This is a genomic window from Streptomyces sp. S063, from assembly GCF_002832675.1.
In the GTDB taxonomy this organism is placed as follows: domain Bacteria; phylum Actinomycetota; class Actinomycetes; order Streptomycetales; family Streptomycetaceae; genus Streptomyces; species Streptomyces sindenensis.
Genome location: NZ_CP021707.1, coordinates 5555621 through 5582116 on the forward strand (window position 1 = coordinate 5555621; position 26496 = coordinate 5582116).

At 72.3% G+C, this 26496-nt stretch carries 17 protein-coding genes and 1 pseudogene; 16 read left to right on the plus strand and 2 right to left on the minus strand.

The window, feature by feature from the left end:
- Nucleotides 1-302 precede the first annotated feature (302 nt).
- From CCZ36_RS25735 to CCZ36_RS25785, 12 genes are all read left to right on the plus strand, one after another.
- Nucleotides 303-2471: a putative bifunctional diguanylate cyclase/phosphodiesterase gene (locus CCZ36_RS25735; RefSeq protein ID WP_128818658.1), complete on the plus strand. Its 2169-nt coding sequence runs from the start codon at nt 303-305 to the stop codon at nt 2469-2471.
- A gap of 116 nt (nt 2472-2587) precedes the next feature.
- A complete protein-coding gene (gene gatC / locus CCZ36_RS25740; protein ID WP_003966094.1) occupies nt 2588-2884 on the plus strand; it encodes an Asp-tRNA(Asn)/Glu-tRNA(Gln) amidotransferase subunit GatC in 297 nt (98 codons plus the stop codon).
- Between the two features lie 6 nt (nt 2885-2890).
- Nucleotides 2891-4384, plus strand: coding sequence for an Asp-tRNA(Asn)/Glu-tRNA(Gln) amidotransferase subunit GatA (gene gatA, locus CCZ36_RS25745; protein WP_069738392.1), 1494 nt, complete (start codon nt 2891-2893; stop codon nt 4382-4384).
- A 5-nt stretch (nt 4385-4389) separates the two neighbouring features.
- Nucleotides 4390-4623, plus strand: a complete 234-nt coding sequence (locus tag CCZ36_RS25750) for a hypothetical protein (RefSeq protein ID WP_069738393.1) — start codon at nt 4390-4392, stop codon at nt 4621-4623.
- Nucleotides 4624-4640: 17 nt separating this feature from the next.
- The gene (gene gatB / locus CCZ36_RS25755; RefSeq protein WP_069738394.1) at nt 4641-6149 is read left to right on the plus strand and encodes an Asp-tRNA(Asn)/Glu-tRNA(Gln) amidotransferase subunit GatB; all 1509 of its coding nucleotides are present in this window, start codon (nt 4641-4643) and stop codon (nt 6147-6149) included.
- A 123-nt stretch (nt 6150-6272) separates the two neighbouring features.
- Complete coding sequence (locus CCZ36_RS25760; protein ID WP_128818659.1) at nt 6273-7511, plus strand: SLC13 family permease; 1239 nt, start codon at nt 6273-6275, stop codon at nt 7509-7511.
- 133 nt (nt 7512-7644) lie between these two features.
- The gene (locus tag CCZ36_RS25765; protein WP_128818660.1) at nt 7645-9747 is read left to right on the plus strand and encodes a phosphocholine-specific phospholipase C; all 2103 of its coding nucleotides are present in this window, start codon (nt 7645-7647) and stop codon (nt 9745-9747) included.
- 190 nt (nt 9748-9937) lie between these two features.
- Nucleotides 9938-12178 carry an MMPL family transporter gene (locus CCZ36_RS25770; protein WP_128818661.1) on the plus strand — a complete coding sequence of 747 codons (2241 nt, stop codon included), beginning with the start codon at nt 9938-9940 and terminating at the stop codon, nt 12176-12178.
- A complete protein-coding gene (locus CCZ36_RS25775) occupies nt 12156-12713 on the plus strand; it encodes a GNAT family N-acetyltransferase (protein ID WP_128818662.1) in 558 nt (185 codons plus the stop codon). Before CCZ36_RS25770 ends, CCZ36_RS25775 begins: the two co-directional genes overlap by 23 nt.
- Nucleotides 12714-12771: 58 nt before the next feature.
- The gene (locus tag CCZ36_RS25780; protein WP_128818663.1) at nt 12772-13404 is read left to right on the plus strand and encodes a hypothetical protein; all 633 of its coding nucleotides are present in this window, start codon (nt 12772-12774) and stop codon (nt 13402-13404) included.
- 245 nt (nt 13405-13649) lie between these two features.
- On the plus strand, nt 13650-13826 hold the full coding sequence (locus CCZ36_RS34910) for a hypothetical protein (RefSeq protein WP_164873549.1): 177 nt from the start codon (nt 13650-13652) through the stop codon (nt 13824-13826).
- 140 nt (nt 13827-13966) lie between these two features.
- Complete coding sequence (locus CCZ36_RS25785) at nt 13967-17116, plus strand: helix-turn-helix transcriptional regulator (protein WP_164873550.1); 3150 nt, start codon at nt 13967-13969, stop codon at nt 17114-17116.
- Nucleotides 17117-17138: 22 nt separating this feature from the next.
- Here CCZ36_RS25785 and CCZ36_RS25790 read toward each other — a convergent pair.
- Both CCZ36_RS25790 and CCZ36_RS25795 read right to left on the minus strand, forming a co-directional pair.
- Nucleotides 17139-18352, minus strand: a pseudogene (locus tag CCZ36_RS25790) (PQQ-dependent sugar dehydrogenase).
- Between the two features lie 121 nt (nt 18353-18473).
- Complete coding sequence (locus CCZ36_RS25795) at nt 18474-19430, minus strand: aldo/keto reductase (RefSeq protein ID WP_069738401.1); 957 nt, start codon at nt 19428-19430, stop codon at nt 18474-18476.
- Nucleotides 19431-19595: 165 nt separating this feature from the next.
- Here CCZ36_RS25795 and CCZ36_RS25800 point away from each other — a divergent pair, with 165 nt between their 5' ends.
- The 4 genes from CCZ36_RS25800 to ilvN all read left to right on the plus strand — a co-directional run bounded on the left by CCZ36_RS25800 (nt 19596) and on the right by ilvN (nt 26401).
- Nucleotides 19596-20543, plus strand: coding sequence for a 2-hydroxyacid dehydrogenase (locus tag CCZ36_RS25800; RefSeq protein WP_128818665.1), 948 nt, complete (start codon nt 19596-19598; stop codon nt 20541-20543).
- Between the two features lie 409 nt (nt 20544-20952).
- Nucleotides 20953-23775, plus strand: a complete 2823-nt coding sequence (locus CCZ36_RS25805; RefSeq protein ID WP_069738417.1) for a putative bifunctional diguanylate cyclase/phosphodiesterase — start codon at nt 20953-20955, stop codon at nt 23773-23775.
- Between the two features lie 218 nt (nt 23776-23993).
- Nucleotides 23994-25850: an acetolactate synthase large subunit gene (locus tag CCZ36_RS25810; protein WP_069741807.1), complete on the plus strand. Its 1857-nt coding sequence runs from the start codon at nt 23994-23996 to the stop codon at nt 25848-25850.
- Between the two features lie 23 nt (nt 25851-25873).
- The gene (ilvN, locus tag CCZ36_RS25815; RefSeq protein WP_069738404.1) at nt 25874-26401 is read left to right on the plus strand and encodes an acetolactate synthase small subunit; all 528 of its coding nucleotides are present in this window, start codon (nt 25874-25876) and stop codon (nt 26399-26401) included.
- Nucleotides 26402-26496: the final 95 nt, after the last annotated feature.

Below are 26496 nucleotides of genomic sequence, written 5' to 3' on the forward strand. Positions count from 1 at the left end.
CCTTCGAGACGATGCCCCGGCGTGGCGCGCTCCGTGCGGGGAAGGAAACGGGGCAGAGGGGTGAAGAAGGGTCAGTCGCTCCCCGAATGGCCCTGCCGTACCACTCGTTCGGACCAATAGCAGATGGTGACGGGTGGTCGGTTCGCATTCGGGCAAGAGCTGTAGAGCGCTGCCCCTGGAAGCCTTTCGCGGCCTACTGTTGAGAGGTGCGCCCGCCGTGCACGGCCCTCGACCGGGCCGTGGTGCCACGGAATCGGGCGCCACCGAGGGTCATCGGCACCGCCGGCTGTGAGAGGGACGGAATGAAACCGACCGAGAGCGCCGCCCCGGTGTCGCGGCTGCAAGGTTTCGTCGGCCTCACGCCCCCGGTGGGGGCCGCCGTCGTGGGGATCGCCGCGTTACTGCTGGCGGTCGGGTCCTACCGCACGGTCCAGCAGGGCCACGCGCTCTTCCCGGACGGGGTGGTCGGCTGGTCCTTCGCCGTGCTCACCGGGGTCATCGTCGGCCATCTGGTGGCCCTCGGCCGCGACCGGTGGTGGGGCGGCACCGGCTCCGGCGCCGCCCTCACCCTCGCCGTGCTCCTGCTGTACGGCTGGCTGCCGGCCGTCCTGGTCAGTCTCGCCGTCGTGGTGCTCGTCGGGACCGCCCGCCGGCACCGCTGGTGGCAGGGGCTGCTGCACGGCGGCGTCGACATGCTGGGCATCGGCGCGGCGGCGCTCGTGCTGGCCGCGTTCGGCGTGGTCCCCACCGTCGAGGAGCCCTGGCGGCCACTCGACTGGGGCATCGCGGCCGTCCCGGAACTGCTCCTGACCGCGTCGACGTATCTGCTCGTCACCCGGGTCCTCCTGTGGTACGCCCAGGCACCGCACAACGGCGGGCTGCCCACCATCGCCCGCACCGCGATGCTGCGCCAGGGGCTTGTCGCCGTCGCGCTCCTCGGGCTCGCCCCGCTGATCTGCGCCGTCGCGATGTCCATGCCCATCCTGCTGCCGCTCTTCGCGGTGCCGCTGATCGCCCTGGACTCCACCCTCTGGATCGCCCGCGCCCGCGCCGAGGAGCAGTTGCGCGATCCACTGACCGGACTGCCCAACCGGCAGTGGCTGCTGGAGCGGACCTGGTCGGCGCTGGAGGACGCGGAGTCCATCGGCACCCGCTCCGCGCTGGTCCTCATCGACCTGGACCGCTTCCGCGCGGTCAACGACACCCTCGGCCACCTGGCCGGGGACCGGCTGCTGCTCCAGATAGCGGAGCGCCTGCGGCTCGCCCTGCCGCGCGGTGCGGAGGCGGCCCGCCTCGGTGGCGACGAGTTCGCCGTCCTGCTCCCGCACACCGATTCCACCACCAGCGCCCAGCAGGTCGCCCGCCATCTCGTCGCCGAGCTGTCCTCGCCGCTCGACCTCGACGGGCTGACCCTCGTCCTGGAGGCCAGCGCCGGAGTCGCCGTCTACCCCGACCACGCCCTGGACGCCGAAGGGCTGCTGCGCCGGGCGGACGTCGCGATGTACCAGGCCAAGCGGGACCGCACGGGCGTGGAGGTCTACGAGTCCAAGCGGGACAGCAACACCCCCGATCGGCTCGGCCTCCTCGGCGATCTGCGCCGGGCGCTGGACGCGGGCGAGGTCGAACTGCACTACCAGCCCAAAGTCCGCTTCGACGGGCAGGTCGCCGGGCTGGAGGCCCTGGTGCGCTGGGTGCACCCGGAGCGCGGCCGGGTCCCCCCGGACGAGTTCATCGCCATCGCCGAGTCCTCCGGGCTGATGCCGCACCTCACGGAGTACGTCCTGGAGACCGCGCTCGCCCAGGTCGCCCGCTGGCGGGCGCAGGGCCTGCGCGTGCCCGTCGCGGTCAACGTCTCCCCGCGCGACGTCCACACCCCCGGCTTCGCGGGGAGCGTCGCGGCCCGCCTGGCCCGCCACGGCGTGCCCGCGGGAGCGCTCCAACTGGAGATCACCGAACATGTGCTGCTGGAGGACCCGCAGCGCGCGGCCGACACCCTGGCCGGGCTCACCGCGCACGGCGTGAAGATGTCTCTGGACGACTTCGGCACCGGCTACTCCTCGCTCGTCCATCTGCGCCGGCTCCCGGTCAGCGAGCTGAAGATCGACCGCTCCTTCGTGGCCCGGCTGGCCGTGGACCACGAGGACGCGGAGATCGTCCGCTGCACCATCGACCTGGCCCACTCGCTGGGCCTGGTCGTCGTCGCCGAGGGCGTCGAGGACGATACGACCTGGGAGCGGCTGCGGGATCTGCGGTGCGACGCGGTGCAGGGCTGGCTGGTGGCGGCCGCGATGCCGCCGCAGGAGACCACGGCCTGGCTGCGGGCCCGCGGCGAGCACGGCTGGCGGCGGCCCGCCGAGCTGAAGGCCCAGGCGGCGGCCGCCGCGGGGTCGGCGACGGCTTCGGCGACCGGCTCGATGAACGGGTCGCTGAACGGCGCGGTGAACAGCGCGGCGGAGCCGGACGCCCCCTGAAGATCCCGGGGAGCGGACCAGGCAGAGGCGTAGCCCGATCGGGCGGGGGCACCCGCCCCCCGGAGACCCCATAGGATTGGGCTCAAAACCACACACCAACCCCTGAGGATCGCTGCATGCCTGGCATCACGCGCGAGGAGGTCGCCCACCTCGCCCGGCTGGCGCGTCTGGAGCTGAAGGGCGAAGAGCTCGATCACTTCGCCGGTCAGCTCGACGACATCATCGGCGCGGTCGCCCGCGTCTCCGAGGTCGCCGACCAAGACGTACCGCCGACCTCCCACCCGCTGCCGCTGACCAACGTCATGCGCGCGGACGAGGTCCGTCCGTCGCTCACCCCCGCGCAGGCGCTCTCCGGCGCCCCGGCCCAGGAGCAGCAGCGTTTCAAGGTGCCGCAGATCCTGGGGGAGGACTAAACAGCCATGACGGACATCATCAAGCTCACCGCGGCCGAGATCGCCGCGAAGATCGCCTCCGGCGAGCTGACCGCCGTCGAGGTCACCGAGGCCCACCTGGCCCGGATCGACGCCGTCGACGAGAAGGTCCACGCCTTCCTGCACATCGACCGCGAGGGCGCGCTCGCCCAGGCCCGTGCCGTGGACGCCAAGCGCGAGGCGGGCGAGAAGCTCGGCCCGCTGGCCGGCGTCCCGCTCGCGCTGAAGGACATCTTCACCACCAAGGACATGCCGACCACCGTCGGTTCCAAGATCCTCGAAGGCTGGGTCCCGCCGTACGACGCGACGCTCACGCGGAAGCTGCGCGACGCCGACGTCGTCATCCTCGGCAAGACCAACATGGACGAGTTCGCCATGGGGTCCTCCACCGAGAACAGCGCCTACGGCCCCACCGGCAACCCCTGGGACCTCACCCGGATCCCCGGCGGCTCCGGCGGCGGCTCCTCCGCTGCCCTCGCCTCCTACGAGGCCCCGCTCGCCATCGGCACGGACACCGGCGGCTCCATCCGCCAGCCCGCCGCCGTCACCGGCACGGTCGGCGTCAAGCCCACCTACGGCGGCGTCTCCCGCTACGGCATGGTCGCCTTCTCGTCCTCCCTCGACCAGGGCGGGCCCTGCGCCCGTACGGTCCTGGACGCGGCGCTGCTGCACGAGGCCATCGCCGGGCACGACCCGCTGGACTCCACGTCCATCGACGCGCCGGTCCCGCCGGTCGTCGAGGCCGCGCGCAACGGCTCGGTCCAGGGCATGCGCGTCGGCGTCGTCAAGCAGTTCCGCGGCGAGGGCTACCAGGCCGGTGTCCTCCAGCGCTTCGACGAGTCGGTCGAGCTGCTGAAGTCGCTGGGCGCCGACATCGTCGAGCTGGACTGCCCGTCCTTCGACCTGGCGCTCTCCGCCTACTACCTGATCGCGCCCTCGGAGTGCTCCTCCAACCTGGCCCGCTTCGACGCCATGCGCTACGGCCTGCGGGTCGGCGACGACGGCACGAAGTCGGCCGAGGAGGTCACCGCCCTCACCCGCGAGGCGGGCTTCGGCGACGAGGTCAAGCGCCGCATCATCCTGGGCACCTACGCGCTCAGCTCCGGCTACTACGACGCGTACTACGGCTCGGCCCAGAAGGTCCGCACGCTCATCACCCAGGACTTCGAGAAGGCCTTCGAGCAGGTCGACGTGATCGTCTCCCCGACGACCCCGACCACCGCCTTCCCGATCGGCGAGCGCGCCGACGACCCGATGGCGATGTACCTCGCGGACCTGTGCACCATCCCCACCAACCTGGCCGGCAACTCCGCCATGTCGCTGCCCTGCGGCCTGGCCCCCGAGGACGGTCTGCCGGTCGGACTGCAGATCATCGCCCCCGCTATGAAGGACGACCGGCTCTACAAGGTCGGAGCGGCCGTCGAGGCCGCCTTCGTGCAAAAGTGGGGGCACCCGCTGCTTGAGGAGGCTCCGTCGCTGTGAGTGCCATGGCAAAGAAGGCCAGTAACTTCAAGAAGTCCAAGACCGGGCTGTACGTCTCGCTCGGCAGCACCGCGTTCGGCGCGATCAGCGTCGCCAAGCAGGCGAAGCTCGCCCGTAACGACAACGACGTGCTGCGGCTCGTCGACGCGGCGGTCTCCGCGGCCGCCATCGTCACCGGACTCGCGATCCTCTATCGCGAACTGAAGCGTCTCGGCGACGACGACGTTCTGCTGGGCTGAGAGGGAAAAGTTTCACCGTGACTGTCACTGACCTGGTGTCGTACGAGGACGCGCTCGCGTCCTACGACCCCGTCATGGGCCTCGAAGTCCATGTCGAGCTCGGCACCAAGACGAAGATGTTCTGCGGCTGCTCCACGGAGCTGAAGCAGGACGCCAACTCCCAGACCTGTCCGGTCTGCCTCGGACTGCCCGGCGCGCTGCCCGTCGTCAACGAGATCGGCGTGGAGTCGGCCATCAAGATCGGTCTCGCGCTCCACTGCGAGATCGCCGAGTGGTGCCGCTTCGCCCGGAAGAACTACTTCTATCCGGACATGCCGAAGAACTTCCAGACCTCGCAGTACGACGAGCCGATCGCCTTCAACGGCTATCTGGACGTCCAGCTGGAGGACGGCGAGATCTTCCGCGTGGAGATCGAGCGCGCCCACATGGAGGAGGACACCGGCAAGTCGACGCACGTCGGCGGCGCCACCGGCCGTATCCACGGCGCGTCCCACTCCCTGCTCGACTACAACCGGGCCGGCATCCCGCTCATCGAGATCGTCACCAAGCCGATCGAGGGAGCCGGCGCCCGCGCCCCCGAGGTCGCCAAGGCGTACGTCGCCGAACTCCGTGAGCTGATCAAGGCCCTCGGGGTCTCCGAGGCCCGCATGGAGATGGGCCAGATGCGCTGCGACGTCAACCTGTCGCTGCGCCCCAACGGCACGGAGACGTTCGGCACCCGCTCCGAGACGAAGAACGTCAACTCGCTGCGTTCCGTCGAGCGGGCCGCCCGTTTCGAGATCCAGCGGCACGCCGCCGTGCTGTCCGCGGGCGGCACGATCGTGCAGGAGACCCGGCACTTCCACGAGGAGGACGGCTCCACCACGGCCGGCCGCATCAAGGACAACGCCGAGGACTACCGCTACTTCCCCGAGCCGGACCTGGTCCCCGTCGCGCCCGCGCGCGACTGGGTCGAGGAGCTGCGCAAGGGCCTCCCCGAGCTGCCCCGGCTGCGCCGGGCGCGGCTCAAGGAGGAGTGGGGCGTCTCCGAGCACGACATGCAGTCCATCCTCAACGCGGGCGCGGTCGACCTGATCGTCGCCACGATCGAGGCGGGCGCCCCCTCGGACCAGGCCCGCAAGTGGTGGATGGGCGAGCTCGCCCGTAACGCCAACGAGACCGGCCGCGGCCTTGACGAACTCCCGATCACCCCGGCGCAGGTCGCCCGGGTGGCCGCGCTCGTCGCCAAGGGCGACCTCAACGACAAGCTGGCCCGGCAGGTCATCGAGGGCGTCCTCGCGGGCGAGGGCGACCCGGACACCGTCGTCGAGAAGCGCGGCCTGAAGGTCGTCTCCGACGAGGGCGCGCTGTCCACGGCCGTCGACGAGGCCATCGCGGGCAACGCGGCCATCGCGGACAAGATCCGCGGCGGCAAGGTCGCGGCGGCGGGCGCGCTCGTCGGCGCGGTCATGAAGGCCACCCGGGGCCAGGCCGACGCGGCGCGTGTGCGCGAGCTGATCCTGGAGAAGCTCGGCGTCGAGGGCTGATCACCTGATCGTCCCCGAAGGGGCGGTGCACCCGTACGTACTCACGTACCCGCGGGCGCACCGCCCCTTCATCCGTGAACCCCTCGCTCTGAGAGACCCCCCCTGGACACCGTCACCGCCGAGATCGTCTCCTTCGCCCTGCTCCTGGGCGTCCTCGCCTTCGCCGTCCTGCGCCCCCGGGGCCTGCCGGAGGCGACCGTCGCCGTGCCCGCCGCCGTGCTCGTGGTGGCCCTGGGCGCGGTCTCCTGGCCCGAGGCGCGGGAACAGGTCGGCGAGCTGCTGCCCGTCGTCGGGTTTCTCGCGGCGATCCTCGTACTGGCGCAGCTCTGCGCGGACGAAGGGCTGTTCCGGGCCGCCGGGGAGCTGGTCGCCCGCGCCTGTCGCGGGCAGACCCGGCCCCTGCTCGGCGGGGTCTTCGTCGTGGCCTCGCTCATCACCGCGGTCCTCAGCCTGGACGCCACCGTCGTCCTGCTCACCCCGGTGGTCCTCGCCACCGCCGCCCGGGTCGGCGCGCGGCCACGCCCGTACGTCTACGCCTGCGCGCACCTCGCCAACTCCGCCTCCCTCCTGCTCCCCGTCTCCAACCTCACCAACCTGCTGGCGTTCACCGCGAGCGGTCTCTCCTTCACCCGGTTCGCCGCGCTGATGGCGCTGCCGTGGCTCGCCGCCATCGCCGTCGAGTACGCCGTCTTCCGCCGGGCCTTCCAGGCCGACCTGGCCGCCGGGGCGCACGCGCCGGATCCCGGGGCGGAGCGCACACCGGTCCCCGTCTTCACGCTCGTCGTGCTGGCGCTGACGCTGGCCGGGTTCGTCGTGACCTCGTTCGAGGGGGCCGAGCCGCTGTGGGCGGCGCTGGCGGGGGCCCTGGTGCTCGCCGTACGGGCGCTCGCCAAGCGGGAAACCACACCGCTGGCCGTCGTCCGCTCGGCCAACCCGCTGTTCTGCCTCTTCGTCCTCGCGCTGGGCGTCGTCGTCAAGGCGGTCGTCGACAACGGCCTCGGCGACGGGATCGCCGCCCTACTGCCGGACGGCGACACCCTGCCCGCCCTCCTCGGCGTCGCCGTGGTCGCGGCCCTGCTCGCCAACCTGATCAACAACCTGCCCGCGATTCTCGCCCTGCTGCCGATCGTCGCGGCGGCCGGGCCCGGGCCGCTGCTCGCCGCCCTGATCGGGGTGAACCTCGGGCCGAACCTCACGTACGTCGGTTCGCTGGCCACGCTCCTGTGGCGGCGCATCCTGCACGCGCACGGGGACACCCCCGAGCTGGGCCACTTCACCCGGCTGGGGATCGCGACCGTACCGGCGACGCTGCTCGCCGCCACCCTCGCACTCTGGGGATCCTTGCACCTCATCGGGGTGTGAGGGCGCCGTCACTGACGGTTGGACTTTCGGGACGACCTGTTGGACGTTCACCACCGGGCCGTACGCAGTCCTTCCCGCCGCCACCCGGTCTGACTAGCTTCCCGGCTGTGACCACCCGAACCAGGAGGCTCTTTTGACCACGGACATGTCACGGCGACGGCTCTTCGCGCTGGGCGGCGGCGCACTCGGCGCCGCTGCGGCCGGATCGTTCCTGCCGCCGTCGCTCCAGGCCGCCATCGCCGCGCAGCCCGCCCACGCGGGGTCCGGCGGGCTGGGGTCGATCAAGCATGTGGTGATCCTGATGCAGGAGAACCGATCCTTCGACCACTACTTCGGCACCCTGCGCGGCGTACGGGGCTTCGGCGACCGCAACGCCATCGAGCTGCCCACCGGCGGCACCGTGTTCGAGCAGCCCGGGGCGGCCGGCTCCACCGTGCTGCCCTTCCCCGTGCGCGGGGCGGCCGAGGAGCAGAAGAAGGACCTCCAGTACATCGGCGCCCTCGACCACTCCTGGAACGGCGGCGCGAAGGCCTGGGGCGGCGGCTGGATGAACGGCTGGATCAGCGCCAAGACCGCGGCGACGATGGCGTACTACGACCGCCGCGACATCCCGCTCCACTACGAGCTGGCCGACACCTTCACCGTCTGCGACGCCTACCACTCCTCCATCCACACCTCCACCAGCCCCAACCGCAACCATCTCTGGAGCGGCCGGACCGGATTCGAGGCGAACGGGAAGCGGGCCGTCGGCAACGACGCCTACAACGAGGGCGCCCACCCCGGCTACGACTGGTCGACGTACGCCGAGCGGCTGGAGAAGGCGGGCCGCACGTGGCGGACGTACACCGAGTGGGAGAACTTCACCGACAACCAGATCGAGTTCTACGCCACCTTCAAGGCGATCGCCCGCAAGGCCCTGGCCAAGACCGGCGGCCACACCTACATGGAAGCCTTCTACGCCAAGGTCCGGGGTGCCTCCGAGGCCGAGCGCGCCCGGCTCCTCGGGCTCCTCGAGGAGGGCGTCGCCACGCTCACGAAGCAGGAGCGCAGCCTGTTCGAGCGGGCGCTGCGGCGGGTACCCACCGGGACCCTGGCGGACGAGTTCGCCAAGGACGTGGCGGCCGGAACGCTGCCGGAGGTCTCCTACCTGGTCCCCTCGGCGATCGACTCCGAGCACCCGAGCACCTCCTCGCCGGTGCACAGCGCCACCATCGTCTACAAGATCCTCGACGCGCTCGGCCGGCACCCCGACGTCTGGCGGCACACCGCCGTGCTGATCAACTACGACGAGAACGACGGCTTCTTCGACCACGTCCCGCCGCCCGTCGCACCCCCCGAGGTGACCGAGGAGCAGTGGGAGGGCCGGCCCACCGGCCTCGGGATCCGGGTGCCGCTGCTGGTCGTCTCGCCGTGGACCGTCGGCGGCTACGTCTGCTCCGAGGTCTTCGACCACACCTCCGTCATCCGCTTCCTGGAGCGCTGGACCGGGGTGGAGGAGCCCAACATCGGCGACTGGCGGCGCCGCGTCACCGGTGACCTCACCTCCGCCTTCGACTTCACCCGGGCGCGCCGGCAGCCCGCCGTGCAGAGCCCCGGGGCCATCCCGCCCTTCGAGGGCCGCTGGCAGCCGAAGCCGCCCGCCGTCCAGCACCTTCCCGAGCAGGAGCCCGGCGTACGCCCGGCGCGCCCGCTGCCCTACCGGCCGGACGCCCAGGCACGGCGGGTGGAGGGCGGACTGCGGGTGGAGCTGGAGAACAGCGGCCGGTCATCGGCGCATTTCGCGCTCTACCCGTACGCGGGCGAGTTCCCGGCCCCGCAGCACAAGGACGTCCGGGGCCGCGCGCACTGGACGGTCCCGGTGCCGGGCGAGGCGTACCGCTTGACGGTCACCGGGCCGAACGGCTTCCGGCGCGAGTTCGCCGGACCGGCCGACGGGGGAGCGGAGGTCGCCGGCCGCATCGACCACCGCGACCGCGACATCCACCTCACCCTGCGCAACACCGGCCGCCGCCCGCTGACCTTCCTGGTGCGGCCGCTCGGTTACGTCGACGAGGACGACGTACGGGACTGGACCCGCCGCGTCACGGTCAAGCCGGGCCGCAGCCGGTCGCTGGTGCACTCGGCGGCCGACGCGCACGGCTGGTACGACCTCGACATCACCGTGGACGGGGAGGACGGCTTCCGGCGGCGGCTCATGGGGCACATCGAGAACGGCCGGGCGAGCGTCTCGGGCTGACCGACCGCAGCGGCCGCAGGTCCTGGTCTGTCCCGTATAAGGGGCAGATCAGGCCCTGTGACCATGGCCACGAAACGGACAAAGGATCACGATCTGCTGTCAGAGTTGGCGATCTCAGGTCATGAGACGTTTACGGGCAGATCACGTCATCTGCGGGTAAAGGTCCACGAACCCGCAGGGAGCTCGTCCGTTGGCTGCCATCGCCCGCTGGTGCATCAGGCACCGCCTCGTCGCCGTCCTCATCTGGCTCGCCGCCCTCGGCGGCACCGCCGCGGCGGCGGGCATCGCCGGTTCGGCGTACTCCAACGACTACGAGGTCCCCGGCACCGAATCCGGCCGGGCCACCGAGCTCCTCTCGCGCGGCTTCACCGACCTCGGCGGCGACACCGACACCGTCGTCTGGCACACCACCGACTCCACCGTCCAAGCCGCCGACGTCGAACAGACGATGACCCGCACGCTCCACGCGATCGAGGACCTGCCGGGCGTCGGCGCGGTCACCGGACCGTACGGCACCGCGGGCCCCGGCCAGATCAGCGAGGACGGCCACACCGCCTACGCCACCGTCACCTTCGACCGCCCCGCCGACGAGATCCCCGCCTCCCAGGCCCGGGCCCTCGTCGACACCGCGAAGGCCGCCGAGGCCGACGGGCTCCAGGTCGAGCTGGGCGGCACCGCCGTCGCCCTCACCGAAGCGCCCTCCGTCCACTTCGCCGAGGGCATCGGCGTGATCGTCGCGGCCGTCGTGCTCTTCCTCGCCTTCGGGTCCCTCGCCGCCAGCCTGCTGCCCATCGCCACCGCTCTGGTCTCCGTCGGCACCGCCTACGCGGGCACCGTGCTGCTCGGCCATCTGATGACCGTGGCCGACTTCGCCCCGATGCTCGGCATGCTCATCGGGCTCGGCGTGGGCATCGACTACGCCCTGTTCATCGTCACCCGGCACCGCAGAGGACTCCGGCGCGGCATGTCCGTGCCCGAAGCGGCCCGGAACGCCGTCGCGACCACCGGCCGCGCCGTCGTCTTCGCCGGGGTCACCGTCTGCATCGCCCTGCTGGGCATGCTGATCCTGCGGCTCGACTTCCTCAACGGCGTCGCCATCGCCGCTTCGTTCACCGTCGTCCTCACCGTGCTGGCCTCGGTCACCCTGCTGCCCGCCCTGCTCTCCCTCATCGGGATGCGGGCGCTCAGCCGCCGCGAACGCCGGCAGCTCGCCGAACACGGACCGCGCCCCGAACTGCCCACCGGCTTCGCCGCCCGCTGGTCCGCCTTCGTCGAACGCCACCCCAAGCTCCTCGGCGGGGTCGCCGCCGTCGTCATGCTGGTCCTCGCCCTGCCCGCCCTCGGCCTCCACCTGGGCACATCGGACCAGGGCAACAACCCGGCCACCGCCACCACCCGGCAGGCCTACGACCTGCTCGCCGACGGCTTCGGCCCCGGCGTCAACGGCCCCCTCACCATCGCCGCCCAGCTCGACAGCGCGGGCGACCGGCTCGCCCTGGACTCGCTGCCCGAGAAGCTGCGCACCACCGAAGGCGTCGCGTCCGTCAGTCCGGTCACGTACAACGGCGGCGGCGACACCGCCTTCCTCACCGTCGTCCCCGACTCCTCGCCCCAGTCGCAGGAGACCAGCGAGCTGGTCGACCGGATCCGGGGCGACGTGCTGCCGCCGGTCCAGGACGACACCTCGCTGGAGGCCCATGTCGGCGGGGTGACGGCGAGCTACGACGACTTCGCCGAGATCATCGTCGGGAAGCTTCCCCTGTTCGTCGGGGTCGTCATCGGGCTCGGCTGCCTCCTGCTGCTCCTGGCCTTCCGTTCCATCGGCATCCCGGTCAAGGCCGCCGTGATGAACGTGGCCGCCGTCGCCTCCTCCTTCGGCGTCGTCGTGGCCGTCTTCCAGTGGGGCTGGGGGAGCGAACTGCTCGGCCTCGGCAGCGCCGGGCCCATCGAACCCTTCCTCCCCGTGATCATGGTCTCGGTCCTCTTCGGCCTCTCCATGGACTACCAGGTCTTCCTGGTCGGCCGGATGTACGAGGAGTGGCTGGAGACCGGCGACAACCGGCGTTCCGTACGGGTCGGCCTCGCCGAGACCGGGCGGGTCATCAACTCCGCCGCCGTGATCATGATCTCGGTTTTCCTCGCCTTCGTGCTCAGCGGTGACCGGGTCATCGCCATGTTCGGTATCGCGCTCGCGACCGCCGTCGCCCTGGACGCCTTCGTCCTGCGCACCCTGCTGGTGCCCGCCCTGATGCACCTGCTCGGCGGGGCGAACTGGTGGCTGCCGGGCTGGCTGGAGAAGCGGCTGCCCCGGATCTCCATCGAACCGCCCGACTGCGTACCGCTCCATGCGAAGATCCCCGGGGCGCGCGCCACGGAGGAGGGTGTCGCGCAGACGGAGAAGGAGCACGATGTTCGCCATATCCCTGGGTGACGACAATGCGGAGCTGCGGCCGCTGGAGATCTGGCAGGACGAGGAGTTCCTCGCCCACATGGACCGGGCCCGCGAGCTGGTCGACCCCTGGATCCCCTTCGCCTCCTTCGCCACGGACCGGGAATCCGCCCGCGACCTGCTCCGGCGGTACGCGGAGAAGCAGGCCGCGGACACCGGGCGGCTGTACGGGATCTGGCTGGACGGCACCCTCGTCGGCGGCGGCCTCTTCCGGATCTTCGACACGGCCTCCGGCAACTGCGAGATCGGCGTCTGGCTGGAGCCGGCGGCCCAGGGCCGCGGCCTGATCACCCGGGCCGCCGAGCGGCTGATCGACTGGGCGGTGTACGAGCGCGGCATGCACCGCGTCGAGTGGGACGCCTCCGCCGCGAACACGAAGTCGATCGCGGTGGCGAAGCGGCTGGGCATGACCCGGGACGGGGTGATCCGGCAGAACTACCTCTACCGGGGCGTACGCCACGACTCCGAGGTCTGGTCGGTCCTCGCCCCGGAGTGGAGGGCCCGCGCGGGGCGCTGAGCCCCGGCGCACGCCCGGCGTTAAGGGGGCTCTCATCCGGGCCCCCTAGCGTCGGCACATGAACACCACCCCCTCCAGGACGACGACCCCCGACGAGACGGCTGCCGCGGACGCCGCGGCGACGAAGGACACGGAGACGAAGGACGCCCCGGGGACGCCGCCGGGGCCCGGCGCCTCCGCGACGGCCCCCGACGACCTCGCCACGCAGCCCGAGGGCGACGCGGCCGACGACGGCCTCGCGGACGAGGACCTGGAGCCCGACCCCTTCGAGGAGGCCCGGCACGGCGTCGGCGCGGGCGCGGCGGCCGTCGTCTCCGCGGCCCTCGGCGTCGTCGCCCTGACCGGCGCGTGGACCGGCCGGGTCGCCGCCGAACGCGAGACGCTCATCGGCCAGATCAAGACCTCCGGCGGCGGCAGCGCGGCCCAGCAGATCTCGGAGATCTACGGGGACGCCTGGCACACCACCGCCCTGGTCAACGGCGTCTTCGCCCTCCTGGCCCTGCTCGTCGGCGTCGTCGTCCTGGTCCGCCCCGCGTTCGGCGCCCCCGCCGACCGGCCGCAGCCCGCCTGGGTCCGCGCGGTCGCCCTGGCCGGTGTCGCCCTCGGCGTCCTCGGCGTGCTGATCTCGGCGGGCATGTACCTCGACCTCTTCGTCTCCCTGCCCAGCGCGGGCGCCCCGACCGGCGGCTGACCGGCCCGCGTACCCGCGTAGGGAGGACGGGCCCGCCTCCTACGACAACTCCTCAGGCACCCGCCCACCCCTCGGGCACCGGACGGGCCCACCTAAGGCTCCCACCCCCGTGAAGATGCGGAACTCGCCCGATGCCCCGCCCCCACCTGGCCGACGAGAGTGGACACACAGCGAACACAGGGCCCCGGCCGACCGGCCGGACCACCCCTCCGGTCCGCTGCACGACCAGGAACCAGGGGAACACCATGTACGAGTACGAGATCTACCGCTCCACCTCCGCCGAGCTGATCCGCCGGGCCGACACCGAGCGCGAGATCGGCCGGGCGCGCCGCGCCCGCCGGGCCGCCCGCCGTACCGGACGCCACGACCCGGAGGGGAAGGTGAGGCAGGGCGACCGCAGCCGCTTCGCCCCGGCCGCCTGACGATGGCCCGGCCCGGTACGGCCCCCGTGCCGGCCCCCGGTCCCGCCGCCGTCCCTTCCGTACCGGGCGCGGCGGGCCCGGACTCGGCCCCACCGGGAGCGGGGGCAGCGACGGCGGCGGTCGGGGACCGGGCGGGGAGCATGATCACCCTGCGCGAAAAGACTCCCGCCGCCTCGTATGCGTATGCGATGCTCGGCGGCGTGGAGACCAGGTCAGTCAGCCCCGTGTTCGTCGGGCGCGCCGAGGAGCTCGCCTCGCTCACCGAGGCGCTCGCGCGGGCCGCTTCCGGCGATCCGCAGGCGCTGCTGGTCGGCGGCGAGGCGGGCGTCGGCAAGACCCGTCTGGTCGAGCAGTTCGTCTCGGCGGCCGAACGGCGCGGCGCCGTGGTCGCCGTCGGGTCCTGCGTCGAGATCGGGGCCGACGGGCTGCCGTTCGCCCCCTTCCCGACCGCCCTGCGCGCTCTGCGGCGTGCCCTGCCCGAGGAGATGGCCGCCGCCTGCGCCGGCAAGGAGGGCGAGCTGGCCCGTCTCCTGCCCGAGCTGGGCGAGGCCCACCGCGACGCCACCGACGAGCACAGCATCGCCCGCCTCTTCGAGCTCACCGGACGCCTGCTGGAGCAGATCTCCGCCGACCGCCCGGTCGTCCTGGTCCTGGAGGACCTGCACTGGGCGGACGCCTCCACCCGGCATCTGCTCGCCTATCTCTTCCGCACCTTGAGCACCGGTCGCCTCATGGTCGTCGGCACCTACCGCGCCGACGACATCCACCGCCGCCATCCCCTGCGCCCCCTCCTCGCCGAGCTGGACCGGCTGCGGACCGTCACCCGCGTCGAACTCGACCGGTTCAGCCACGACGAGGTCGGCCGCCAGCTCGCCGGCATCCTCGCCGAGACCCCCGAGGCCGCACTCGTCGACGAGATCTTCGAACGCTCCGACGGCAACGCCTTCTTCGTCGAGGAGCTGGCCGGCTCCCTGGAGTGCTGCGGTGACAGCTCCGGGCTCTCCGAATCGCTCCGCGACCTCCTGCTCGTCCGGGTGGAGGCACTCCCCGAGCACGCCCAGCGGATCGCCCGAATCGTGGCCGAGGGCGGCTCCTTCGTCGAACACGAGCTGCTGGCCGCCGTCGCCGGGCTCGACGAGGACGACCTCCACGAGGCCCTGCGCGCCGCCGTCGGCGCCAACCTGCTGCAACCCGCGCCCGACAGCGACGGCTACCGCTTCCGGCACTCCCTGGTCCGCGAGGCCGTCAGCGACGACCTGCTGCCCGGGGAGCGCACCCGCGTCAACCGCCGGTACGCCGAAGCCCTGGAGGCCGACCCCTCCCTCGTCCGCGACGACGAACGCGCCACGCGCCTCGCCAGCTACTGGTACGCCGCCCACGACGCCGCCAAGGCTCTGCCCGCCGTGCTCCGGGCCGCCGTCGAGGCCCGCCGCCGCTACGCCTACTCCGAGCAACTGCGGCTCCTGGAGCGGGCGATGGAGCTCTGGGACGACGTCCCCGACGAAGTCCTCGCCACCCTCCGGCCGTTCGACTACGCCGAGGTCTACCCGGCCTCCGCCTGCGACCCGGAGAACACGCCCCTGCGCTACCTCGACGTGATGGCCGAGGCCACCGTCGCCGCCCACTTCGGCGGCGACCGCAAACGCGCGCTGGCCATCTCCAAGAAGGCCCTGCGGGTCCTGGCCGCCGAAGCCGACCCGCTGCGCGAGGCCTGGTTCCTCGTGCAGCGCAGCCGACTGGTGCAGGGGCTCGACAAGGGGGACGGCTGGGAGGAGCTGGCCGCCGCCCAGGAGCTCGTACGCGGGTTGCCTCCGTCGCCCGTTCAGGCCGACGTCCATACGAACGTGGCCGGTTGGAAGGCGCTCCGCCAGCCGGGACCGCAAGCCCTCGCGGACAGCGACCGCGCCGTGGAGTACGCCCGGCTCGTCGGCGACGAGTACATCGAGCTGCACGCCCGCCTCACCCGAGGCTGGCTCGTCGCGGACGCGGGCGGCGTCGAGGAGGGCCTCGCGGAGATGTACGCGGTCCGGGACCGCGCCGAACAGCTCCACCTGATGAACCTCCTCGGCCGGGTCAGCGTCAACCTGCCCTCCTCGCTGGAGGCGATGGGCCGCTCGCTGGAGGCCGTCGCCGCCGCCGACCACGGCATCGAGATCTGCCACAGCCACGGCCTGGCCGACTCCGGCGCCTGGGTGTACGCCAACCAGTCCCAGTCCCTGTTCTCCCTCGGGCACTGGGCCCAGAGCGAGAGCGCCGCCGCGTCCGCCGCCCGCCTGGCGCTGGGCCCCCGGGCCAAGGGCCTCGCCGCGCTGCGCCGTACCGAACTGGCCGTCGCCCGCGGGGACACGGCCGAGGCGGAGGAGCAGCTCGCCCTGGTCCGCAGGCACTTCGGGCACCGCGACCCGCAGCACCAGCACACGATCGACCCCGGGCGGCACGGCATGGTGCTGGCCGTCTCCCAGGGCAGGCTCGGCGCGGCACGGACCGCGTTCGAGGAGCTGGCCAGAGCAGGCTTCCCTCCCGGCACCCAGCGCTACGCCCTGCCGCTGCTCCAGACCGCCGCCATGATCGAGGCGGACCATCGCGGACTGCCCGCCGCCGAACAGGACCGTCCGGAGCTGCTCGCCCTGATCCGGCGGTGCGTGAAGAGCCTCCCGATGCTCGTCCCCGTATGGGAGGCCTACGGCGTCTTCATCGAGGCGGAGCTGGCCCGTGCGGAGGGCACGGACACACCCGGCCACTGGGCCCGCGCCGCGGAGGCCTTCGGCCCGCTGAGCCGCCCGTACCAACTGGCCCAGATCCACCGCCGCTGGGCGGAGTCCCTGCTCATCGCCCCCGGCTGCCGGTCCACCGCCACGGCCCTGCTGCACCGCGCCCACGAGACCGCCGGACGGCTCGGCGCGCGCCCGCTCGCCGAGGCGGTGGAACAGCTGGCCGCCCGCGCCCGCATCGCCCTCGACGACTCCGGGACGGCACCGGGCCCCGACGGCGGGGTCCCTCCGGCCCTCCTGGCCCCCGCGTCCGCCACCGACGGCCCCGGCCGGTCGCCGGCCGAGGAGGAGGACCCGGCCATCGCGGCCGTGGCGTCCTTCGGGCTGACCCCGCGCGAACAGGACGTGCACCGGCTGGTCGCGGCCGGACACACCAACCGGAGGATCGCCGAGGAACTGTTCATCTCCCCGAAGACCGCGAGCGTCCACGTCTCCAACATCCTGGCCAAGCTGGGCGTCTCCAGCCGCGGCGAGGCGGCCGCCCTCGCCCACCGCCTGAGGCTCTACCCGGCGGCGTAGGACGGGCCCGCGCGGGCGGCCGCTACTCCACCTCCACCTGGAGGATCCGGTCGTCCCCGTCCTGCACCGTGCCCCGTCCGTCCGTGTTGCTGGTGAGCAGCCACAGGCGGTCGCCCCCCGCGCTCACCACCGTGCGCAGCCGGCCGTGCTCCTCCGCCAGGAACGCCTGGGGGTCCGCGAGAGGCTCCCCGGCCTTCTCGCCGGACAGCGGGATCCGCCACAGCCGCTCACCGCGCAGCCCGGCCATCCAGATCGAGCCCTCCGCGTACGCGATCCCGCTGGGGGAGGCCTCCGAGGTCTTCCACTGCGCCACCGGGTCGATGAACCCGTCCTCGCCCTCCCGGCCCTCCACCTCGGGCCAGCCGTAGTTCCCGCCGGGCTCGATCAGATTCAGCTCGTCCCAGGTGTTCTGCCCGAACTCGGCGGCCCACAGCCGCTTCTCCGCGTCCCAGGCGAGCCCCTGCACATTGCGGTGGCCGTACGAATACACCACCGAGTCCGCCTCCGGATTGCCGTGCACTGGCTCGCCGTCGGGCGTCATCCGCAGGATCTTGCCCGCCAGCGACTCCTTGTCCTGCGACAGCTCCGTGTTCCCGGCCTCGCCCGTGCCCGCGTACAGCATCTTGTCCGGGCCGAAGGCGATCCGGCCGCCGTTGTGGATGCTGCCCTTGGGGATACCGCGCAGGACGGTGTCCGGGGCGCCGAGCTGCTGCCCCGCCGGGCGCTTCTCGTCGTAACTCATCCGGACGATCCGGTTGTCGGACGTGGTCGTGAAGTACGCGTACACCAACTGGTCCGCGCCGAAGGTGGACGAGACGGCGAGCCCGAGCAGTCCGCCCTCGCCGGCCGGGGCGACCCCGGGCACCGAGCCCAGCAGCGTCTGCTTGCCGCTCTCGCCGTCGATCCGGTGGATCGTGCCCTCGTCCCGCGAGGACACCAGCAGATCGCCGCCCGGCAGCGCCGCCAGACCCCACGGCGACTTCAGGTTCTCCGTCAGCGTCGAGACGACCTTCGCCGAGCCCTTCTCGGGCGGCAGGTCCGCCGACCGGCTCTGCGAGGCCGGGGAGCGGATCCCGAGGCGGTCGGGGAACCGGCCGGCCGTCCGGACGCACCGCCCTCCCCGTCACCGTCGCCGGAACACGCGGCGGACAGCAGCAGGGCGGCCGACGCCACCGCGGCCAGCACCCCCCTGCGCACGGCCGGGGACTGCACACGTCCGAACAGAGAACCACGCACGGAACCGATCCTTTCGACGGCTGCCCGACCACCTGCTCCTGCACCTTCACCTGTTCCTACTGCCCCGGCCGGTCCAGAAGTTCCCGATCCGCCCATTCTCCCGCCGTACGGGTCGCCCCGCTCAGTCCCAGGACTCGTGGGCGGCGGGCAGCGCGTCGATCTCCGCCAGATCCCGGTCGTCCAGGACCACCCGCGCCGCCCCGGCGTTCTCCACCGCCCACCGCTCCCGCTTCGCCCCCGGCACCGGCACCACATGCGGGCCCTGGCGCAGCACCCACGCCAGCGCCACCTGCGCCACGGTCGCCCCCCGGCGCTCCGCCACCCGCCGCAGACCGGCCACCACCGGCTGGTTCGCCGCCATCACCTCCGCCGTGAACCGCGGATGCCTGGCCCGCAGGTCCTCCGGCTCGAACCCCTGCCCCGGCTTCAGCGTCCCGGTCAGATAGCCGCTGCCCAGCGGCATCGCGGCCAGCAGCCCGACCCCGCGCGCCACGCACCACGGCAGCAGCTCCGTCAGCGCCTCCCGCGACCACACCGACAGCTCCGCCTCGACGGCGCTGACCGGGAAGACCTGCTGGATCCGCTCCAACTGCCGGATCGTTCCCTCGAACGGACCCTCGCCCGACCGGCGCGGGGCCCGCGCTCCCACGGCGCACAGCCCCAGCGAGCGCACCTTGCCCACGGTGACCAGCTCCGCCATCGCGCCCCAGGTCTCCTCCACCGGCACCTCGGGGTCGGCCCGGTGCAGCTGGTACAGGTCGATCACATCGGTCTGGAGCCGTCGCAGCGAGGCGTCGCAGGCCCGCCGGACGTACCCCGGCCGGCCGTTCGCGACGATGTGCTGATCGCCCACCAGCAGCCCGCACTTGGTGGAGACGAACGCCTCCTCGCGGCGGCCCTTCAACGCCCGCCCCACCAGCAGCTCATTGGTGAACGGGCCGTACATGTCCGCGGTGTCGAGCAGCCGGACGCCCGCGTCCAGTGCCGCGTGCACCGTCCGCACCGAGCGGTCGCCGAGCCGCTGCGACGCGCTGTAACCCCAGCTCATCGGCATACAGCCGAGCCCGACCGCACCCACGGCAAGCCCCGCGGCCCCGATAGTCCTGCACTCCAACTCCCCGAACCCTCCATGCTCTCCCGTCGGCACGGGGCCGTACCGCACCCAAAAGTAACCTCTGGCGTCCCCGGGTCTTCGCGCAGCCGCCCTGGAGCGCTCGTACACCCGTCGCATAGCCTCCCGACCATGACTGCGACGACTGCTGACGTATGGCTGCCCTTTCCGGCCGAGGAGATCGACGGGCTCCCGGAAGGGCCCAACTATCTCTTCTGGAACGGTGGCCCGGACTTCCCCGCCGATCCGGCCGACTGCGCCTATTACGTCGTTCCCTACATGCAGGGCCCCGAGGTCGCGCAGCGCCCGCTCGCCTCGATGACCTCGGTCCAGGTGGTGCAGACGCTCTCCGCCGGCATCGACCACGTCGAGCCCGGCCTCCCCCTGCTGCCCGCCGGGGTGCGGCTCTGCAACGCCAAGGGGGTGCACGAGGCGTCCACCGCCGAGCTGACCCTCGCGCTGATCCTGGCCTCCCTGCGCGGCATCCCCGGGTTCGTCCACGGCCAGGAGAAGGAGGAGTGGCGGTCCGGCTTCTACCCGGCGCTCGCCGACAAGTCCGTCCTCATCGTGGGGTACGGCTCCATCGGCTCGGCCATCGAGGACCGGCTCGCTCCCTTCGAGTGCGCGCGGGTGGCGCGCGTCGCGCGCTCCGCGCGGACCACCGCACGCGGCGCCGTACACACGCTCGACGATCTGCCCGCCCTGCTGCCCGAGGCCGACATCGTGATCCTCTCCACTCCGCTGAACCCGTCCACGCAGGGGCTGGTGGGCGCCGACTTCCTCGCCGCGATGCCCGACGGCGCCCTCCTCGTGAACGTCGCGCGCGGCGGAGTCGTCGACACCAAAGCCCTGTTGACCGAACTGGAATCCGGTCGGCTGCGGGCCGCCCTCGATGTCACCGACCCCGAACCCCTGCCCCAGGGCCATCCTCTCTGGCATGCTCCGAATGTCTTGATCACACCTCATGTGGGCGGCAGCACCTCGGCGTTCGAACCCCGCGCCAAGCGGCTGCTGGCCGCACAGCTCACCCGGTTCGCCGCCGGAGAGCCGTTGCACAACGTGGTCGCGACCACCGGCTGACCCCGCTGCGGCGGCCACGCTACGGGGCGGTCCGGATGCACGCAGTGCCGCTCACCTCGCATTTCGTCACGGAGCGTAGAGAAGCTATGGCCCTGAGTGACGGATCTGGTGTATCGTCCGACCCGGGGGGCTGCGCCGTGAAAGGGACGGCGCGGGGGGAGCACCGGAACGCGAGGGGGCGACGGGCGATGTGCTGGCCATGGAGAGACGAGCCGACGCGGACGGGCGGGCGGTCGCGGCCGTCCGCGTCCAGGGGGCGCACCACCCGTCGATGGCCGGATCCATGCCCCGGAGCGGTGACCCGGGAGCGGCCGGGGCCGCCGCGGAGCGAGCGGCGCCGGAGGGGCTCCGCGCGGAGCCAGGCGCCTGGGACCGCCTGCCCGGCGGGCCCGGGGCGGGGAGCCCTCCGGTGAGCGCGCTGGGGGCCCTGCTCGCCCCGCGGTCCGAGTCCGGCTCCACCGGGATGCGGTCCCGGATCCTGCTCGGCCTCGTCTGCGCCGGATATTCGGTGGGTGCCGCCTTCGGCTGGGGGTCACCGCAAGTCGCCGTCTTCATGGGCGACTTCGGCCTTGCCGCCGCGGCGCTGGTCGCGGCGGTCTCGTGCTTCCTGTACGCACGGACGGGCGCGGGCCGGCTGCGGCCGGCCTGGCTGCTGTTCTCGCTTTCCTCCCTGATGGCGGCCTGCGGAAACGCCGTCTGGGGGTGGTACGAGGTGATCCTCGGCGTCCCCGTGCCCACGCCCTCCCTCGCCGACGTGTTCTTCCTCTGCTTCGCACCGCCCGCCATCGTCGGGCTGCTCGTCCTCGCCAAACGGCCCGTCACCCGGGCCGGCTGGGTCTGCCTCGCCCTGGACGCCTGGCTGATCGGCGGCTCCCTGCTGACGCTCGCCTGGAGCCTCGCCCTCGCGCACACCGCGCACATGGCGGGCGTCCAGGACACCAGCGTCGCGCCCGCGGCCCTCTCGCTGGCCTATCCGCTGCTCGACATCGTGCTCGTCTCGATGGTGCTCGCCCTGCACTTCCGGCGGGCCGGGGTGAACCGCTCCGCGGTCAACACCGCCATCGCCGCCCTGGCGCTCACCGTGCTGAGCGACGCGGTGTTCACCTCGCCGCTGCTGCGCTCCACGTACCACTCGGGCCAGCTCCTCGACGCCGGCTGGTTCGCCGGGTCGCTGCTCCTCGCCTACGCCCCCTGGGGCGCCCGGCGAGGCGCCCGCCGCCCCGCCCGGCCGGGCCCCCCGCGCGCCATCGCCAGCCGCCCGATCGCCGGTTCTCTCGCCGCCCTCACCCCGTATCTCGCCGCCGCCGTCTGCACCCTGGGGATCCTGTACAACGTGGTCGACGGCCGCCGGGTGGACCGGGTCGTCATCTTCACCGGCTGCACCGTCGTCCTGGCACTGGTCGTCCGGCAGGGCATCATGCTGCTGGACAACATCTCCCTCACCCAGGAGCTGGCCCAGAAGGAGAACCACTTCCGCTCCCTGGTGCAGGGATCCAGCGACGTCATCATGATCGCCGCGCCCAACGGCACCCTGCGCTACGTCAGCCCCGCCGCCGCCGGGGTCTACGGGCGCGACGCGGAGGACCTGGTCGGCGCCGAGCTGTCCTCGATCATCCACCCCGACGATCTCGGCCGGGTCGTCCACGAGGTGCGGCGCTTCCTCGCCGCACCGCCCCACGAGGAGCCCACCACTCGCATCGAGTGCCGCTTCCGTTCCGGCACAGGCGACTGGCTCAACGTCGAGTCCACCGTCAACCGCCACCAGGGCGGCCTCCTCCTCAACAGCCGGGACGTCACCGAACGGGTCAGACTCCAGGCCCAGTTGCAGCACAACGCCGAGCACGACCCGCTCACCGACCTGCCCAACCGGGCCCTGTTCACCGCCCGGGTCCGCCAGGCGCTCGGCGGCCGCCGGGCCGGTGACCTCGGCACCGCCGTCCTCTTCATCGACCTCGACGGCTTCAAGCAGGTCAACGACACCATCGGCCACCAGGCGGGCGACGAACTGCTGATCCAGGCCGGCCGCCGCCTCCAGGACTCCGTCCGGGCCGGCGACACCGCCGCCCGGCTCGGCGGCGACGAGTTCGCCGCGCTCATCATGGGCGACGGCACCCGCGACCAGGGCGCCCGCGAGTACCAGGTCCACGAGATCGCCGACCGGCTGCGCCTCACCCTCTCCCAGCCCTACCGGATCGGCGCCAGCGAGGTCCGGGTGGCCGCGTCCATCGGCGTGGCCTTCGCCGAGCCCGCCATCACCCCCACGGACCTCATGCGCAACGCCGACCTCGCGATGTACCGCGCCAAGGCCGGCGGCAAGGACCGGGTCGAGCTGTACGCCCCGCAGATGCAGGCCGACGTCGTACGCCGCTCCGAGCTGGCCACCCGACTGCGCACCGCCCTGCGCGACGGCGAGTTCGCCCTGCTCCACCAGCCCGTCGTCCACCTCGCCAGCGGCTCGGTCGCCGCCGTCGCCGCCCAGGCCCGCTGGCGCTCCGCCCAGGGCATCCTGTTCACCCCCGCCGAGTTCCTGCGGGTCTCCGGCGACGACGACCGCACCGCCGAGCTGGGCCGCTGGCTCCTGGAGGAGGCCGTGGCCCAGGCCGCCGACCGGGCCAGGGCCGGACACCCCGTCGCCGTCTCCGTACGGCTCTCCGCCGCCCGGCTGCTGGACGCCGCCCCGCCGCCCGGCTCCATCGAGGCGCTGCTGACCCGCCACGGGCTGCCCTCCGGCGCGCTGATGATCGAGGTGGCCGACAGTGACCCCCGCGTCTCGTTCGACGCCCTGGAGCAGCGGCTCGTGGCCCTGCGCCGACTCGGCGTACGGATCGCGCTCGACGGCTTCGGCAGCGGGTTCGCGGCGATCAACGCGCTGCGCCGGCTCCCCATCGACGTACTGAAGCTCGACCGGAACCTGGTGGAGGGGGTGGTCGAATCGGCCAGGCTGCACAAGATCACCAGCGGCCTCCTGCGGATCGCCTGCGACCTCGGCCTCCAGTCCGTCGCCGACGGCGTCGACGTTCCCGAGCAGGTCCTCGCCCTGCGCGCCATGGGGTGCACCCACGGCCAGGGAATGGCCTTCTCCGGCCCGCTCGACGAGTACCGGCTGCGACGCGCCCTGGTCCGCGGGGAGTTCCCCGTACCGGGCATCCCGAGCCCCCGGCCGGTGATGGCGGGCGGCTCGATCCCACTGCTCACCGGATCACATACTGAGACGCCTGTCCCACCCACTTGACACGTCATGCGTGCCGGAGAGAGGGTCAATGCCATGCGCACCCGAATTCTCGTACTTGGAAAGCGCGTCGGCTGAAGCAGAGTCACTCCACGACACTCTGCGGACCGCACCCGGCGCGCTCCCCTCGCTTGCCTCACGGCACGAGGGGTTTTTTGTTGCACTGACACCTCTCAAAACGCTGCAAAACACCCGCGAAAACCCTCAGCTTCGAGAAGAGAATGCCGATGACCGAGCAGGCCACCGGGGCCCACCACCCGCAGCCGCGCGCCCGTACCGGCGGACAGCCGTCCGTCACCGTTGAGCACGTCACGGGCGCGCAGTCCCTCATCCGTTCTCTCGAGGAAGTCGGCGCCGACACGGTATTCGGCATCCCCGGCGGCGCGATCCTCCCCGCCTACGACCCGATGATGGACTCCACCCGGGTCCGCCACGTCCTGGTCCGTCACGAGCAGGGCGCCGGCCACGCCGCCACCGGGTACGCGCAGGCCACCGGCAAGGTCGGCGTCTGCATGGCCACCTCCGGCCCCGGCGCCACCAACCTGGTCACCCCGATCGCCGACGCGCACATGGACTCCGTCCCGCTCGTCGCGATCACCGGTCAGGTCGCCTCCAAGGCGATCGGCACCGACGCCTTCCAGGAAGCCGACATCTGCGGCATCACGATGCCGATCACCAAGCACAACTTCCTGGTCACCAAGGCCGAGGACATCCCGCACACCATCGCCGAGGCCTTCCACATCGCCTCCACCGGCCGCCCCGGACCGGTCCTCGTCGACATCGCCAAGGACGCCCTCCAGGCCCGGACCACCTTCAGCTGGCCGCCCACCCAGGACCTGCCCGGCTACCGCCCGGTGACCAAGCCGCACGCCAAGCAGATCCGCGAGGCCGCCAAGCTGATCACCCAGGCCAAGCGCCCCGTGCTCTACGTCGGCGGCGGCGTGCTGAAGGCCGGGGCCACCGCCGAGCTGAAGGTCCTCGCGGAGCTGACCGGAGCGCCCGTCACCACCACCCTGATGGCGCTCGGCGCCTTCCCCGACAGCCACCCGCTGCACGTGGGAATGCCGGGCATGCACGGTGCGGTCACCGCCGTCACCGCGCTGCAGAAGGCCGACCTGATCGTCGCCCTCGGAGCCCGCTTCGACGACCGCGTCACCGGCAAGCTGGACAGCTTCGCCCCGTACGCCAAGATCGTCCACGCCGACATCGACCCGGCCGAGATCGGCAAGAACCGCACCGCCGACGTGCCGATCGTCGGTGACGCCCGCGAGGTCCTGGCCGACCTGGTCCAGGCCGTCCAGGCCGAGCACACCGAGGGCAACACCGGCGACTACGCCGCCTGGTGGAAGGACCTCAACCGCTGGCGCGACACCTATCCGCTGGGCTACGACCTGCCCGAGGACGGCAGCCTCTCCCCGCAACAGGTCATCCAGCGCATCGGCGAACTCGCCCCCGAGGGCACGATCTTCGCGGCGGGCGTCGGCCAGCACCAGATGTGGGCCGCCCACTTCATCGACTACGAGCGGCCCGCCACCTGGCTCAACAGCGGCGGCGCCGGGACGATGGGCTACGCGGTCCCGGCCGCGATGGGCGCCAAGGCCGGCGCCCCCGACCGCACGGTCTGGGCCATCGACGGCGACGGCTGCTTCCAGATGACCAACCAGGAACTGACCACCTGCGCGCTCAACAACATCCCGATCAAGGTCGCCGTCATCAACAACGGCGCCCTCGGGATGGTCCGCCAGTGGCAGACCCTCTTCTACAACCAGCGCTACTCCAACACCGTGCTGCACTCCGGCGCGGACACGGACGGCAACGCCGCCAAGGGCACCCGCGTCCCGGACTTCGTCAAGCTGTCCGAGGCCATGGGCTGCCACGCCATCCGCTGCGAGGACCCGGCCGACCTGGACAAGGTCATCGAAGAGGCCAACGCCATCAACGACCGCCCCGTCGTGATCGACTTCATCGTCCACGAGGACGCCATGGTCTGGCCGATGGTCGCCGCCGGCACCTCCAACGACGAGGTCCAGGCCGCGCGCGGCGTCCGCCCCGACTTCGGCGACAACGAAGACGACTGAGAGACAGAGAGAGAACGACTCCCATGTCCGAAAAGCACACGCTCTCCGTCCTGGTCGAGAACAAGCCCGGTGTCCTCGCCCGGATCACCGCCCTGTTCTCCCGACGCGGCTTCAACATCGACTCGCTCGCGGTCGGTACGACCGAGCACCCCGACATCTCCCGCATCACCATCGTCGTGAATGTCGAGGACCTGCCCCTGGAGCAGGTGACCAAGCAGCTCAACAAGCTGGTCAACGTCCTGAAGATCGTCGAACTCGAGCCGTCCGCTGCGATCCAGCGGGAGCTCGTCCTGGTGAAGGTCCGAGCCGACAGCGAGACCCGCTCCCAGATCGTCGAGATCGTCCAGCTGTTCCGCGCCAAGACCGTCGACGTCTCCCCGGAGGCCGTCACGATCGAGGCGACCGGAGGGGCCGACAAGCTGGAGGCGATGCTCAAGATGCTGGAGCAGTACGGCATCAAGGAGCTCGTCCAGTCCGGCACCATCGCCATAGGGCGCGGCGCGCGCTCGATCACCGACCGGTCCCTGCGCGCCCTCGACCGCTCGGCCTGAGCGGACGGACCCCGGGCGGAGCCGCAAGCTCCGCTCGCATGGCGAGACCCGACAACGCACACGACGCACCCGCCGTACGGTGGGACGCAACACCT